Origin of the sequence: Desertibacillus haloalkaliphilus (assembly GCF_019039105.1) — a bacterium.
Taxonomy (GTDB): Bacteria; Bacillota; Bacilli; order Bacillales; family KJ1-10-99; genus Desertibacillus; species Desertibacillus haloalkaliphilus.
Window position 1 is genome coordinate 189,090 of sequence record NZ_JAHPIV010000002.1, and the last position, 13,907, is coordinate 202,996.

The 13,907-nt window shown below is 39.3% G+C and carries 18 protein-coding genes; 14 read left to right on the top strand and 4 right to left on the bottom strand.

Annotated elements, in window-relative coordinates; translation table 11 throughout:
* Nucleotides 1-103: 103 nt before the first annotated feature.
* Complete coding sequence (locus tag KH400_RS03210) at nucleotides 104-334, top strand: hypothetical protein (protein ID WP_217221750.1); 231 nt, start codon at nucleotides 104-106, stop codon at nucleotides 332-334.
* 152 nt (nucleotides 335-486) lie between these two features.
* Here the strand turns inward: KH400_RS03210 and KH400_RS03215 are convergent, their stop codons facing one another.
* Nucleotides 487-627: a sporulation histidine kinase inhibitor Sda gene (locus KH400_RS03215; RefSeq protein WP_217221751.1), complete on the bottom strand. Its 141-nt coding sequence runs from the start codon at nucleotides 625-627 to the stop codon at nucleotides 487-489.
* A gap of 501 nt (nucleotides 628-1,128) precedes the next feature.
* On the opposite strand from KH400_RS03215, the gene KH400_RS03220 reads away from it, so the two are divergent.
* The 9 genes from KH400_RS03220 to KH400_RS03260 are packed head-to-tail and all read left to right on the top strand — an operon-like array spanning nucleotide 1,129 to nucleotide 7,058.
* Nucleotides 1,129-1,644 (top strand): YqeG family HAD IIIA-type phosphatase, encoded by a 516-nt coding sequence (locus KH400_RS03220; protein ID WP_217221752.1) that lies wholly within the window; start codon nucleotides 1,129-1,131, stop codon nucleotides 1,642-1,644.
* Nucleotides 1,645-1,646: 2 nt separating this feature from the next.
* Complete coding sequence (yqeH, locus tag KH400_RS03225) at nucleotides 1,647-2,756, top strand: ribosome biogenesis GTPase YqeH (RefSeq protein ID WP_217221753.1); 1,110 nt, start codon at nucleotides 1,647-1,649, stop codon at nucleotides 2,754-2,756.
* Between the two features lie 30 nt (nucleotides 2,757-2,786).
* The gene (gene aroE / locus KH400_RS03230) at nucleotides 2,787-3,620 is read left to right on the top strand and encodes a shikimate dehydrogenase (protein WP_217221754.1); all 834 of its coding nucleotides are present in this window, start codon (nucleotides 2,787-2,789) and stop codon (nucleotides 3,618-3,620) included.
* Between the two features lies 1 nt (nucleotide 3,621).
* Complete coding sequence (gene yhbY, locus KH400_RS03235; protein WP_217221755.1) at nucleotides 3,622-3,915, top strand: ribosome assembly RNA-binding protein YhbY; 294 nt, start codon at nucleotides 3,622-3,624, stop codon at nucleotides 3,913-3,915.
* A gap of 40 nt (nucleotides 3,916-3,955) precedes the next feature.
* Nucleotides 3,956-4,552 carry a nicotinate-nucleotide adenylyltransferase gene (locus tag KH400_RS03240; RefSeq protein ID WP_217221756.1) on the top strand — a complete coding sequence of 199 codons (597 nt, stop codon included), beginning with the start codon at nucleotides 3,956-3,958 and terminating at the stop codon, nucleotides 4,550-4,552.
* Nucleotides 4,521-5,099: a bis(5'-nucleosyl)-tetraphosphatase (symmetrical) YqeK gene (yqeK, locus tag KH400_RS03245; RefSeq protein WP_217221757.1), complete on the top strand. Its 579-nt coding sequence runs from the start codon at nucleotides 4,521-4,523 to the stop codon at nucleotides 5,097-5,099. The genes KH400_RS03240 and yqeK overlap by 32 nt, the downstream gene beginning before the upstream one ends.
* A gap of 5 nt (nucleotides 5,100-5,104) precedes the next feature.
* Entirely contained in the window at nucleotides 5,105-5,458 is a 354-nt protein-coding gene (gene rsfS, locus KH400_RS03250; RefSeq protein ID WP_217221758.1) for a ribosome silencing factor, read from the top strand.
* Complete coding sequence (locus KH400_RS03255; protein ID WP_217221759.1) at nucleotides 5,458-6,321, top strand: CvfB family protein; 864 nt, start codon at nucleotides 5,458-5,460, stop codon at nucleotides 6,319-6,321. Before rsfS ends, KH400_RS03255 begins: the two co-directional genes overlap by 1 nt.
* Entirely contained in the window at nucleotides 6,318-7,058 is a 741-nt protein-coding gene (locus KH400_RS03260) for a class I SAM-dependent DNA methyltransferase (RefSeq protein WP_217221760.1), read from the top strand. The genes KH400_RS03255 and KH400_RS03260 overlap by 4 nt, the downstream gene beginning before the upstream one ends.
* A gap of 112 nt (nucleotides 7,059-7,170) precedes the next feature.
* Here the strand turns inward: KH400_RS03260 and comER are convergent, their stop codons facing one another.
* Both comER and KH400_RS03270 read right to left on the bottom strand, forming a co-directional pair.
* On the bottom strand, nucleotides 7,171-7,992 hold the full coding sequence (gene comER / locus KH400_RS03265) for a late competence protein ComER (protein WP_217221761.1): 822 nt from the start codon (nucleotides 7,990-7,992) through the stop codon (nucleotides 7,171-7,173).
* 131 nt (nucleotides 7,993-8,123) lie between these two features.
* On the bottom strand, nucleotides 8,124-8,384 hold the full coding sequence (locus KH400_RS03270) for a DUF2533 family protein (protein WP_217221762.1): 261 nt from the start codon (nucleotides 8,382-8,384) through the stop codon (nucleotides 8,124-8,126).
* A 45-nt stretch (nucleotides 8,385-8,429) separates the two neighbouring features.
* Here KH400_RS03270 and KH400_RS03275 point away from each other — a divergent pair, with 45 nt between their 5' ends.
* The 4 genes from KH400_RS03275 (at nucleotide 8,430) to KH400_RS03290 (ending at nucleotide 13,601) form a co-directional block, all read left to right on the top strand.
* Nucleotides 8,430-9,044: a helix-hairpin-helix domain-containing protein gene (locus tag KH400_RS03275; protein WP_312889012.1), complete on the top strand. Its 615-nt coding sequence runs from the start codon at nucleotides 8,430-8,432 to the stop codon at nucleotides 9,042-9,044.
* Nucleotides 9,045-9,261: 217 nt separating this feature from the next.
* Entirely contained in the window at nucleotides 9,262-10,548 is a 1,287-nt protein-coding gene (locus KH400_RS03280; RefSeq protein WP_217221763.1) for a homocysteine synthase, read from the top strand.
* A gap of 125 nt (nucleotides 10,549-10,673) precedes the next feature.
* Nucleotides 10,674-11,240 (top strand): ComE operon protein 2, encoded by a 567-nt coding sequence (locus tag KH400_RS03285; protein ID WP_217221764.1) that lies wholly within the window; start codon nucleotides 10,674-10,676, stop codon nucleotides 11,238-11,240.
* Between the two features lie 33 nt (nucleotides 11,241-11,273).
* Nucleotides 11,274-13,601, top strand: coding sequence for a DNA internalization-related competence protein ComEC/Rec2 (locus KH400_RS03290; RefSeq protein WP_217221765.1), 2,328 nt, complete (start codon nucleotides 11,274-11,276; stop codon nucleotides 13,599-13,601).
* A gap of 101 nt (nucleotides 13,602-13,702) precedes the next feature.
* On the opposite strand, the gene KH400_RS03295 is transcribed toward KH400_RS03290, so the two are convergent.
* Entirely contained in the window at nucleotides 13,703-13,837 is a 135-nt protein-coding gene (locus KH400_RS03295; RefSeq protein ID WP_217221766.1) for a YqzM family protein, read from the bottom strand.
* Between the last annotated feature and the right edge of the window lie 70 nt (nucleotides 13,838-13,907).

The following is a 13,907-nucleotide window of genomic DNA, read 5'->3' on the forward strand; positions in this document are numbered from 1 at the left end:
ACTAAAAATGTAAAATCTGTGCAGTGGTATGTATATTTTACGTCTTTTTATCTCATCCTATACAAAAGCAACGTTGTGCAGTCAAGAAGATGAGGTGAGAGTAATGTTAATGAAAAAGGGATTCGTTAGTCTTTCAATTTTTTTCGTGTTATTTGCAAGTGCCTGGTGGTTACATAATATAAATGAACGAAATATTGAAATGCTTCGTTATAATGAAGCCGAACAAAACGATTTTGGGATTTTGGGTGTACAAGAGGATGATTACCGCCCAGTAGGCCCATTTTTACCTAGGGAATATATCCGTATTAATGAACGGGTTCATTATGTAGAGTAATTGCAAGACACCTCTAATAAAGTAGGATCTTGGCAAATGGTTATTTAGTTCGTTCATTGTTGTCAAAAAAAGCAATCACCAATGGTAAGGTGATTGCTTTTTCTGTGTGTGCTATCAATACGAAGTCTAGCTCCCCGTGATCAATGATCTCATTAAGAAGACAGCTTAAGCTTGTCTGCTAACGAACGACGTTTGATTTCTAACTTAATTAACTGTATAAAGTCTTCGCTTAATTGTAATTCAATTGCTTTATAATACGTTTCAATGAGAAGGTCATCTGATAATTTTTTCATTTTATTCTGCCGTTTGGCAGTTCACCTCCTTTATGATTACAATTATCAAGTGGATAAGAGTTGCTTTGCTTCATGTATGTCTGACTCATATTTCTAATAGAAAATGGAATATAATATAACTTGCCACATAAACTAGTATGTTAAACCTCTTTTGTTATCAAAAGTCTACCATGAATTGTAAAACGGAACAACCGTTCGATTTATCCACACATCGAGGTGGATAACTTGTTAGTATGTTGTTTACAATTGATGGAATTGTATGTAAGTTAAGGGATAATAACGTGAATAAAGTTATCCACAACTGTAGATTGCGACCGAGTTTTGTCGAAAAGTTTTTGGAATGATCCTAATGAAAGATAATAAAGCGAGTTTCAATTGAAAAATAATCAAGAAAAGGATATACTTTCTGTTTGTAGTTCTACAAAGGTTTGAAAAGGCGCAGTACCTTATATTTAAGTAGAAGTAGAGAAAGCGTGATGGTTTTTAGAGAGGTGGGTTGTGGTGTTTCGTTACTTTTTCCCAGATGAATATGTGAAAAGTATTTATGAGATAGACATTGATGAGCTTGTTAGTAAGGGGATAAAGGGTGTGATTACGGATCTTGATAACACGTTAGTTGAATGGGATCGACCGAATGCGACACCTGAGTTGATTGATTGGCTTGAGAAAGTAAAAGCGAAAGGCATTAACATTACGATTGTTTCTAATAATAATGAAATGAGAGTTAAGCAATTTTCTGAACCATTAGGAATTTCCTTTATTAGTCGTGCTCAAAAGCCGATGGGAAAGGCATTCCGTCAAGCCGTTCGTCAAATGCGACTGAACCGTGAGGAGGTCGTTGTCATCGGCGATCAAATTTTTACGGATGTATTTGGTGGCAATCGTTCAAGAATTCATACGATCCTTGTCGTCCCAGTCGCACGTACGGATGGTTTTTTCACTCGTTTTAACCGTAAGATGGAGCGAATTGTACTTTCTAAAATGAAGAAAAAAGGAATGATAGAGTGGGAGGATTAAACGTGGAACAAAGAGAGATCATTTGTGCAGGTTGTGGTGTTAAAGTTCAGTCCGAGGATAAAGCGAAATTAGGCTATGCACCAGCTTCTGCAATGGAACGAGATGTTGTTATTTGCCAACGTTGTTTCCGCTTAAAGCATTATAATGAAGTTCAAGATGTGTCACTCACAGATGATGACTTCTTAAAAATATTAAATCAACTCGGCCACACGGATGCACTGATTGTAAAAATTGTTGATATCTTTGACTTTAATGGAAGTTGGTTACCAGGTCTTCACCGCTTTGTCGGTAGAAACGATGTGTTATTAATTGGTAACAAAGTCGATTTGTTACCCAAATCCTTAAATCGAAATCGCTTAATTAATTGGATGAAAAAATCAGCGAAAGAGCTTGGATTAAAGCCAATCGACGTCCAGTTAATTAGCGCAGAGAAGGGAGAGGGCATCCTCGAAGCAGCGAGTGTCATTGACCGTTTGCGTGGAAATAAAGATGTCTATATTGTTGGTTGTACAAATGTCGGAAAGTCAACATTTATTAATCGAATGATTCGTGAGTTTGGTGGTGATGAGGAACAGCTGATCACGACGTCACATTTTCCAGGAACGACACTTGATATGATTGATATCCCACTTGATGATGGGAAGGCTCTTTATGATACACCTGGTATCATTAATCATCATCAGATTGCGCATTATATAGATAAAAAAGAATTAAAAGTTGTGACACCTAAAAAAGAAGTAAAACCGAAAGTGTTTCAACTCAATGAACAACAAACCTTGTTTTTTGGTGGGTTAGCACGTCTAGATTTTGTTGCCGGTGAGCATACATCCTTTGTGGCGTATGTTTCCAACGACATTCATATTCATCGCACAAAACTAGAGAAAGCAGATGAACTATATGAAAATCATGTCGCGCAACTTTTAACGCCCCCAGGGAAAGAAAGTGTTGAGAAATTACCACCACTTGAAAAGCATGACTTTCAAATAAAAGACGAGCCTTGTGATATTGTTTTTTCGGGATTAGGTTGGGTTACCATCAAAAATAAAAATGTGAAAATCAGTGCCTATGCGCCGAAAGGTGTTGGGGTATCGATTCGAGAATCATTAGTGTAAAAATAGTTGAGTTAAAGGATGAGAGAAGCTATGGGGAAACTATATGGGTTATTAGGTCATCCAGTGGCACATTCACTATCTCCACTTATGCATAATGATGCATTTAAAGATCAGCAATTACCGTATCACTATCAAGCCTTTGATGTGGAGCCGTCGCAACTAAAACAAGCAGTTGTTGGGTTGAAAGCCTTAGGTGTGTCTGGATTTAATGTGACGATACCACATAAGGTTGAAGTGATGAAATACCTTGATGCCGTTGATGAAGAAGCAAAGATCATTGGTGCTGTGAATACGGTAGTGAATGAAAATGGTACTTTTATTGGCTATAATACGGATGGTAGAGGGTACTTACAGTCATTATTAACAATTGCCAATGATTTGTCTGATAAGCATGTTCTTGTGGTTGGTGCTGGTGGAGCAGCTCGGGCAATCGTGACTGTATTATCACAACACGAAACAAAGACGTTAACAATCACAAATCGCACGAAGGGAAAAGCAGAGTTGTTGGCAGATGAATGTCGTCGAAAGACAGCGATAGATATTGTGTCTCTAGCACAAGCTGCTGAGAATATCGCCGGTTATGATGTGATCATTAATACGACATCTGTAGGGATGAGTCCGAATATTGATGATATCCCGTTGTCATTAGAACATCTTAAAGAAAGTGCAATTGTTAGTGATCTTATTTATAATCCTTTCAAAACAAAATGGCTTCACATCGCAGAAGAAAAAGGAGCGACAATCCATAATGGGATCGGTATGTTCGTTGGCCAAGGGGCACTAGCCTTTGAGAAATGGACAGGAATAAGACCGGACCTAAAAAGAATGGAAGAAGTCGTGATCAAACATCTAGGAGGAAAATAATATGGCATTAACAGGTAAACAGAAGCGATTTTTACGATCAAAAGCACACCACTTGAACCCGATTTTTCAAGTTGGAAAAGGTGGGGTGAATGAGAATATGGTCACACAGATCAATGAGGCATTAGAAGCGCGTGAACTTATAAAAATATCCATTTTACAAAACTGTGACCTAGATCGCAAAGAGGTTGCAGAAGAAGTAAGTGAGCGTACGAATGCAGAGCTCGTCCAGGTTATTGGAAGTATATTTGTTTTGTATAAAGAATCTACGGAAAATAAAACGATTGAATTACCATAATTTTCGCTTAGCGAATGAATAATAGGAGCATGATCGGTCTATGTGTAGAGTAGGAATATTAGGGGGGACGTTTGATCCGCCGCATTACGGTCATTTAATAATTGCTGAGGAAGCAAGAGTAGCCTGTCAGCTCGATGAGGTTTGGTTTATGCCAAGTCATATTCCGCCACATAAAAAAAGAGCTGACTTATCATCGAATGAAGACCGGGTCGAAATGGTCCGCTTGGCAATTAGTGATCATGACTCGTTTCATATAACGAAAATTGAACTTGAGCGTGAAGGACCTTCTTACACCGTTGATACGATGAAACAGCTTACGAACATGTACCCAACCTATCACTTTCATTTTATTATTGGCGGCGACATGATTGATTATTTACCAAAATGGCACGGAATTGAAGAATTATTGGAATTAGTTACATTTATTGGGTTGAAAAGACCCGGATATCCATCACATTCGCCCTACCAAGAGAAGATCATTGAAATTGGTGCTCCGCAACTAGAGATCTCTTCAAGTGAGATTAGAAAGAGAACGGCCACAGAGCGTAATACAAGGTACATGTTACCGGACGTTGTGAGAGCTTATGTGAAGGAGAGGGATTTATATGGAAAGAAGTGTAGCTCTAGAGACGGTTAAAGAACACTTAACTGAACATAGATATGAGCATACTATAGGTGTCATGGAAACAGCGATACAACTTGCTGAAAAATATGGAGCTAATGTAGCTCAGGCTGAGCTTGCTGCCATTTTTCATGATTATGCTAAATTTCGCCCTAAGGATGAAATGAAATCGATTATATTGAAGGAACATCTGCGTCAGGATTATTTACAGTATGGTGATGAACTACTTCATGCGCCGGTTGGTGCACATTTAGTTAAGGGAGAAGTCGGTATTAAAGATGAAGAGGTCTTACAAGCTATTTGTTACCACACGACTGGCCGTCCAAATATGTCGTTGCTTGAAAAGATTATTTATTTAGCGGATTATATTGAACCGGGGCGCTCATTTAAAGGTGTCGATCAAGTTCGTGAACTAGCACAAAACAGTCTAGATGAGGCGATTATTCAATCGCTAATCAATACGATCAACTTTTTAATGAAAAAGAAGCAACCGGTTTTTCCCGATACATTAGCGACATACAACCAAATGGTTAGAGATTTAAAAAAGGAAGGAAGGTCTTAGGCTAAATGAAAGAAAATCAAATGTTAAATTTAGTTGTTAAGGCAATTGACGATAAACGAGCAGAAAATATCATTGGATTGAATATGCAGGGGATTTCTGCCATTGCTGATTATTTTATTATTTGTCACGGTAATTCTGAAAAACAAGTGCAAGCCATTGCTCATGAGGTCAAAAAAACAGCACAAGAACACCATTACGATGTGAAACGGTTAGAAGGATTTGATGACGCACGGTGGGTGCTCATCGACCTTGATGACATTGTTGTTCATGTTTTCCATAAAGATGAGCGTCCGTATTATAATTTAGAAAAACTATGGGGAGATGCGCCTGCTATTGAGTTAGAAGGGGAATACAGCTAATGACATTAAAACCAGGTGTGATGAAAACCTTAACAGTTGCAAGAATATCATCGTTTGGTTATTTTCTTACTGATGGTACTGAGGATGTATTGCTTCATCGTAAAGAAGCGACGAAAGAGTTAGAAGTTGATGACAAGGTTGATGTTTTTCTTTACCATGACCATCAACAAAGGTTAGCAGCAACGATGGAGAAACCCCTGTTAACAGACGATGGCATTGCTTGGCTAGAAGTCGTAAATGTGAAACAAGGGCATGGCTTATTTCTTTATAATGGGATTTCTAGAGATTTGTTCTTATCCATTGATGAATTGCCTGAAGATCGCAAACGGTGGCCGAGGCCAGGAGACCGCCTGCCAGTGTCAATGACGTATGATAAGAAAGGCCGTGTAATGGCCAAGCTAGTGAAAGGTGCACCAATTGAAACACAGGCAAAACAGGCGGATAAAACATTGGTGAACAGCGAACTGATGGGGCATGTCTATCATATGTTGGATAATGGTGCCTTTCTGTTTACGGATGAAGGATATTTAGCGTTTTTGCATAACAAAGAAATGACTGAACAGCTAAGGCTAGGACAAGCATTAACAGTAAGGGTCATCTTTGTTCGTGAAGATGGTCGAGTCAATGTGACTCTTAAGCCACATCAACTTGAGAGTCGTATAAGCGATTCAGTTGAGATTTATAATTATTTACAACAACGTGGTGGGGCGATGCCGTATTGGGATAAGAGTCCATCTGAAGACATCAAAAAGCGCTTTGGGATCAGTAAGGCTGCATTTAAGCGAGCGCTCGGTAAACTAATGAAGGAAAATAAAGTTTATCAAGAAGAAGGTTGGACGTATGCAAAGGAGAAACACTCATGAGTTATCAGGCATTTGCTTATCTCTATGATCAATTAATGAGCGAAGCACCATATGATGAGTGGCTTCGCTACACGTATAAGGTCGATTCGGCGTACGGAAATAGTGGCAAACGAGTGCTTGACGTTGGCTGTGGGACGGGGGCAGTGACCACTTTACTTGCCAAACAAGGCTATGATGTAACAGGAGTTGATTTATCGGAAGATATGCTAACGGTTGCCCAAGAAAAGGTCGGAGAAGCCGGCCTCTCTGTCCCTTTTTATCAACAAGACATGAAAAACCTAGAAGGCATCGGTCCTTTTGATATGATCGTTGCTTTTTGCGACTCATTGAATTACTTACACACAGAAGAGGATGTACAACAAACGTTTGCTTCGTTTTATGACCACTTAAATGATGGAGGATTGTTACTATTTGACGTGCATTCTCTGTTTAAAGTAAACGAACGATTTATTGGAGCGACATTTGCTGACCATGATGAGCATATTTCATATATTTGGAAATCATTTCAAGGTGATTATCCAAATAGTGTCGAGCATGAATTGTCTTTTTTTGTGGAGGACGACTCCGGTCGTTATGAGCGCTTCGATGAATTGCATGTCCAACGCACATACGCTGAAAGTGTATACCGTCATTGGTTAGAATCGACAGGCTTTACTGTGGTTAAAGTCACAGGTGATTTTAACGATGAATTCGTGTCGAGTACGACTGAGCGGTTATTTTTTGCTGCAAAAAAATAGCAGGAATTTATAAATGATTGTCAAAAGTAATTAAAGAGTAACGAATGAATCGTATGATTAAAAAGACTTTAGGAGGAATGGACGATTAGTCACTCTCCTAAAGTCTACGTTCTTACGATTTAAATTGCTTACTAATCTTACTTCTGTCTTCATAATACTTTGCATGTGTTTTTTCAAATAGGTGATCAAACATCTCACCTAATTCTTCCTCTAACACCTTGATACCTTCACCAGTTATTCCACCTGGCACACATACTCTTTCTTGCAGTGCCGGAAGTGTAAACACCCCTTTTTCTAATAAGTTTCCTAATCCAATCATCATCTCTGTAGTCAATGCCGTCGCTTGTTCTTTTGTAATATCTGTTTGACGAACAGCAGCGTCTATAAATCCTTGCAATAGATAGCTGAAAAATGCAGGACCACAACTAACAATATCAGATGATACGCGAGTTATATTTTCTTCGATTTCAAGTGGTGTTGCAATATGTTCTAGTAATGTTTTTATCTTAAGGCGATCATTAGAATTGCAGCGGTCTCCAAAGCTGAGCAACACAGACCCGGCAAGCGCTCGGTTTGTAATACTTGGGATCGCACGAGCGACTTTGCAATCCACAATCGTTTCTAGTTCAGTGACAGATATCGGACTAGTGATGGAAATTAGAATTTGATTGGCAGATAGGTGGTGCCTGATAGGCATTAACAACGATTCGAATTGTAAAGGTTTTACACAAATGAAAATGATTTCTGCTTGATCAATCACCTTTTCTGGTGAATTAGCCACGGTGATTCCTGGATATTTTGATTTCACCTCGTCTGCTTTTTGTAGCGTTCGGTTTGTAATTGTTAGCTGGGATGGGTTAATTGCGTTTGATTCGATGAAAGAGTCAATCAATATTTTCCCCATACTTCCTGTTCCGATTACGCCGATGCGCAACTTGCATCCCCTCCTCTTCTCTGTTGATAACCGCTACATGTCTAATGACCTTTCTCGTATACAAGGTTAGGTTACCATGATGTTGGTCATTACCATGGGTATGTGAGGAGGAAAGGGATTATGCGCAATCCTTAGTTTTGTTTTTGTAAGTATTCAAGCACCATCGCTTTAGTTACTTTTTTGCGCGACGGAATGAATGAAAATTGTTTTGATAGTTGATTAATTTCTTCTGTGTACTCATTAATTTCTTTCGTTGAAAATTCATTTGTACGTTTCGCTTGTTCTAAGGTTACTTCTATTGCTTCCTCCCTTTTCCTATCTAACTCAAGGAACCGATCTTTTGCTTGTAGTTGTTTATTAACTTGTTTACCTATTTCTAAATGTACACTCATAGATGAATCTCCTTTTTAAAAATCTTAAAATTGTGGGTGATATCAGTGAAGATAACAAAACGTGAACAAATAATGCTAGTCATAATCATCATTTTACTGCTCGTAGTTAGTGTAAGCTTCTTTGGTGGGTTTGGCAATAAAGATGAAGAATTTAATGAAGATTTGGATTGGTTATTTGAGGAAGATACAGTAGAAACTGATGAGGAAGAAGTGGTAGAGGAGGTAAGCATTGTTATCGATATTAAAGGAGCGGTTTCTTCTCCAGGAGTGTACGAAATGCACAGTGGACAGCGTGTGTTCGATGTCATTGAACAAGCGGGAGGACTGTTAACTGAGGCAAATGAAGCGAAAATTAACTTGGCAGCCAAGTTGCAAGATGAGATGGTCATTTATGTACCAGAAATTGGAGAAGATAGCGAACAGGTAGAAGTCGTTACTGCGGTAGCCGAAGCATCAGATGAGGGGAACAAAGTTAGAATTAACAGTGCGACGACGGAAGAGCTTGAGCGCCTTCCAGGGGTGGGGCCTGCAAAAGCGGCAGCCATTCTATCGTTCCGTGAGGAGAATGGATCATTCACCACAGCTGATGAGCTGTTACAAGTTTCAGGCATTGGTGAGAAATCTCTAGAACAAATGAAAGAACAGATTGTTTTTAATTGACAGAACAGTGACAATATATTGACACCGTTTGCGAAGAAGTCTATAATCAGCCTCAAATAGTATGACTATCTATCGTTTTTAAGGTTTAAATGCTTCATTTTTAATGACTAGAGTGGCATGGTAGACAGAACTATTGTCTTTTAGCCTGTATACGAAAGACGAATGATATTGACATGACATTTCTCAAGCTAGAGGAGTGATCAAGGAGGGGAAACACATGAGTGGGAAAAATTGGTCATTAGAAACAATGGCTGTTCATGGGGGACAAGTTGTAGACCCTACGACAGGAGCGCGTGCAGTACCGATTTATCAAACTACGTCATACGGATTTAAAGATTCAGATCACGCAGCAAATTTATTCTCTTTATCAGAGCCAGGCAACATCTATACACGGATCATGAACCCCACGCAGGATGTATTCGAAAAACGGATCGCAGAATTAGAGGGCGGAGTCGGAGCGTTGGCGACTTCTAGTGGAAGTGCAGCTACCCATTTAGCGATATTAAACATTTGCGAAGCTGGGGATGAAGTTGTTGCTTCAAGCGCTTTATACGGGGGGACCTATAATTTATTCGTTCACACATTCAAAAAAATTGGAATTAATGTTCATCTTGTCGATGGAACAGACCCTTCAGCTTTTGAAAAAGCAATTACACCACGAACGAAGCTACTATTTGCTGAAGTCATTGGCAACCCGAATGGAGATGTGCTCGATATAGAACAAGTTTCCGCTGTTGCTCATAAGCACGATATACCCTTAATGGTTGATGCAACGTTTACAACACCTGCGCTCTGTCGGCCGATTGAGCATGGAGCGGATATTGTCATCCATTCAGCGACGAAATTCATTGGTGGTCATGGGACATCAATTGGTGGGGTCATCGTTGATAGCGGAAATTTTGATTGGACAAATGGGAAATTTCCTGGATTAACAGAACCGGACCCAAGTTATCATGGTCTCGTCTACACTGAGGCTGTAGGGAATTTAGCTTATATCACGAAGGCAAGAGTGCAATTAATGAGAGATTTAGGTCCAGCTATTGCGCCATTCAACTCATTTTTATTATTACAAGGTTTAGAGACGCTACATTTACGCATGGAGCGTCATAGCGAGAATGCGCAAAAAGTGGCTGAGTTTTTAGATAATCATGAGATAGTAGAATGGGTAAGTTATGCAGGCCTGTCTCATCATTCCTCATATAAATTGGCCACTAAGTACTTGCCAAATGGTAAAGGAGCCATTTTAACGTTTGGTATTAAAGGTGGCGTTGAAGAGGGTAAACGATTTATTAACTCATTAGACCTATTTTCACATGTTGCGAATGTCGGAGATGCTAAGTCTCTTGTTATCCACCCGGCAAGCACAACACACCAACAATTAACAGAAGAAGAGCAACGTTCTGCTGGAGTTCATCCAGAATTAATCCGTTTATCTATTGGGATTGAAAATGTAAACGATCTTATTGATGAGTTAGATCTTGCATTAAAAGCAAGTCAAAAATAAGACGGAAACAACCGCTCGGTTTCATCAATAAACCGGGTGGTTGAAGAAAATGACAAACGTTGACGAAACTTCTTGTGATTCGCTAAACTAATAGAAACTAGGAACAGACATAGGAGGAAAACAGCTTGAAACGAATTTCTTGGGATCAATATTTTATGGCACAAAGCCACCTATTAGCGTTAAGAAGTACATGTACTCGATTGATGGTTGGGGCTACTATTGTGCGTGATAAGCGAATCATTGCAGGAGGTTACAACGGTTCTATTTCTGGTGATGTCCATTGTGTAGATGATGGCTGTTATGTCGTGGATGGTCATTGTATTCGTACCATTCATGCGGAGATGAACGCGATTTTGCAATGTGCAAAATTTGGTGTACCTACAGAAGGGGCAGAAATTTATGTCACGCACTTTCCATGCGTGAACTGTTGTAAAGTAATTATCCAAAGCGGTATTAAAGCTGTCTATTATGCTTCTGATTATAAGAATCATCCCTACGCAGAAGAGTTATTTGCTAGTGCGGGGGTAAGAGTTGAGCAAGTGGAATTGGAGGAAATGATTTTAGATAGGAAAAACAGTGAGAAGCTTGCATTTACAGCTTCGTTGTTACAGAAGCTTTCTGAGGCTGGGCTACCTGAAGAGGAAATTAGATCTCTTCATGATCAAGCCAATCGTTTATATACGTCAAGTTAATAAACGGTGATGTTGGTTAATAGGGGGGATGAGGTGGAGGGTCGTTGGATTATTGCGGTTTTTGCAGCTATGCTCGGAATTGTTTCTCGATTAAATGGCATCTTCAATATTTGGTTTGCTGTACTAGCTTTCTCGTTGCTATGCTTTGTTGTACTTCGTCGTGGGTTACGTACACAACTTTTACTTACCTCTTTTTTGTTCTTCATCCTTCTCTACTTCACGGTGGATGGTCTAGAGCGTAACAACACGTCTGTGTATACGAATTTTCAGCCAACGAAAATCATTGGTAAGCTAACGTCTATTCCAGAAATTGATGGAGACCGTCTCTCTTTCCGTTTTACCTCTTCTGCTGGTGAGTTATTGCAAGTGTTTTACTACTTTAAATCTGAAAAAGAACAACAACAATTAAGCCAACTCAGCTATGGAATGACTTGTTCTTTTTCTGTTGTCTTCGATTCTCCTTCTATTGCTTCAAATTTCCATGCATTTGACTACAAGGACTACTTATATTATCAGAGGATCCACTGGATCGTCACTCCAACTACGATTGATCTTGCGCAGTGTGTTCAACACGATTTCACTCCTTATGACTATATTCAACAGTTTCGCCAGCATGGCTTATCTTATATTGACAATCATTTTCCTGAACAATTAGCCGGGATTGTTACTTCTTTAGTGTATGGGGAGAGGCAATTGATGGATGCTGATGTACTGAACGCTTATCAATCATTAGGCATCATTCATTTATTGGCGGTTTCAGGCTTACATGTCGGTTTAGTTACTGCTTGTGTTTTCTATTTGTTGTTGAGAATAGGGGTGATAAGGGAACGGGCGATGGATGTGTTACTTCTCATGTTACCTCTATATATGATTATCGCTGGAGCAGCCCCATCAGTTATACGGGCGTCTTTAATGGCTATGACGGTTTTAATCATCATTAGGTTTAAGAAGTCAATACATCCCCTTGACGGAATTAGCCTTGTTTGTATTTTGCTTTTATTGTTTAACCCTTATTATTTGTTTCAACTGGGGTTTCAACTATCTTTTCTCGTTAGTTATTCTTTACTCCTATCCGCTGAAACGATCCGAGGAAAGTACTCTAGTTACTTTGGGCAGCTACTAGCGGTCACATGTATTTCTCAGCTTGTTTCACTTCCACTTATTCTTTATCATTTCTACGAATTTTCACTTTGGAGTTTACCTCTTAATTTGATTTACATTCCGTTTATATCTCTATTTATACTTCCTTTTGCGTTTATCACATTACTTACCCACCTGTTGATGCCGCTGGTCGGTGAATTTTTCGTACTAGTTCTAGACTATATTGTACGTTTTGCACATGAGTGGTTGCTCTTACTAACCGAACAAAATGTTGGCACGCTTTTATTTGGGAAAATTTCTGATCTCGGGCTTGTGATTGCCTATTTACTCTTAATATATGGATTTATCTGTTGGGAACAACACCGATCTTGGAAGCGGTATATAGTACCGGTATGTGGGTTGTTGGCGGCAGCTGTTGTGCAATGGAATCTCCCTTACTTTCTAAATCAAGGAGAGATCACGATGATTGATGTAGGTCAAGGTGATAGTATGTTGATTGACTTGCCATATCGTAAGGAAGTATATCTCATTGATGGAGGTGGACAAGTTTCTATTAGAGAGGAGGAAGAATGGAGAGCTCGGAACCGTTCGTTTGACGTTGGTCATGATATCCTTTTACCTTATCTCAAAGCAAAGGGAATACGAAAGATCGATCGGTTAATCTTAACGCACGGGCACTATGATCATATTGGTGGTATTGAAGCGTTAATTGATCAAGTGATTATCGATAAGGTGTATTACCCGAAAGGCGAAGTGGCTGGAGACTTTGAACAACATTTGTTGAATAGTCTTCATCAAGCGGATGCCGATGTGTTGTTTGTTTCGGAAGGGAAACGGTGGCGGGTGGCAAATGATATGTTTGCGATCGTTTCACCAGTTGGAAACGAACAAAGCCTTAATGATCGTTCGATTGTTCTTTATGCTGTGATCGATGGAGTGCGATGGTTATTCACTGGGGATCTAGAAAAATCGGGAGAAGAACGGTTAATTCATACATATGAGAACCTTCCTGTCGATGTCTTAAAAGCGGGGCACCATGGAAGTCATACATCTTCGACAGACGCTTTTCTCGATCATATTAAACCTAAAGTAGCGTTAATTTCAGCAGGGAAAAATAATCGATATGGTCATCCGCATTCAGATTTGATTGAAAATTTTGAAGAGCGAGGAATCGCGATTTATCGCACTGATGAGAATGGAGCGATCCGCTTTAAGATTGGCAAACGTCAGCAAAACTTTGAAACAGCTACAAGCGAGTAAGGTAGTTCTTACATCATGACTGAAATGAAAAAAGAGCCGCCTCATAAGTCCTGTTGCTTAGCTTTTGAGACAGCTCCTTTCTTTGCTTTGCGCTTATGGCTTTAGTGTACGAACACATCAAATAATGTAGCAATAACAAAAACTACTGTAAAAAAGCCAAATGAAGCGATAAAGCCTACACCAGAATCAATTGCATCATTACGATTGCATTGTACTTCTTTTTCAAATTTGTTCATCTGGTATCCCTCCTAATCACTCTTTAGTATAAGCGAACAACCTTAAAAAATCTATATTGTTAAAAAAATT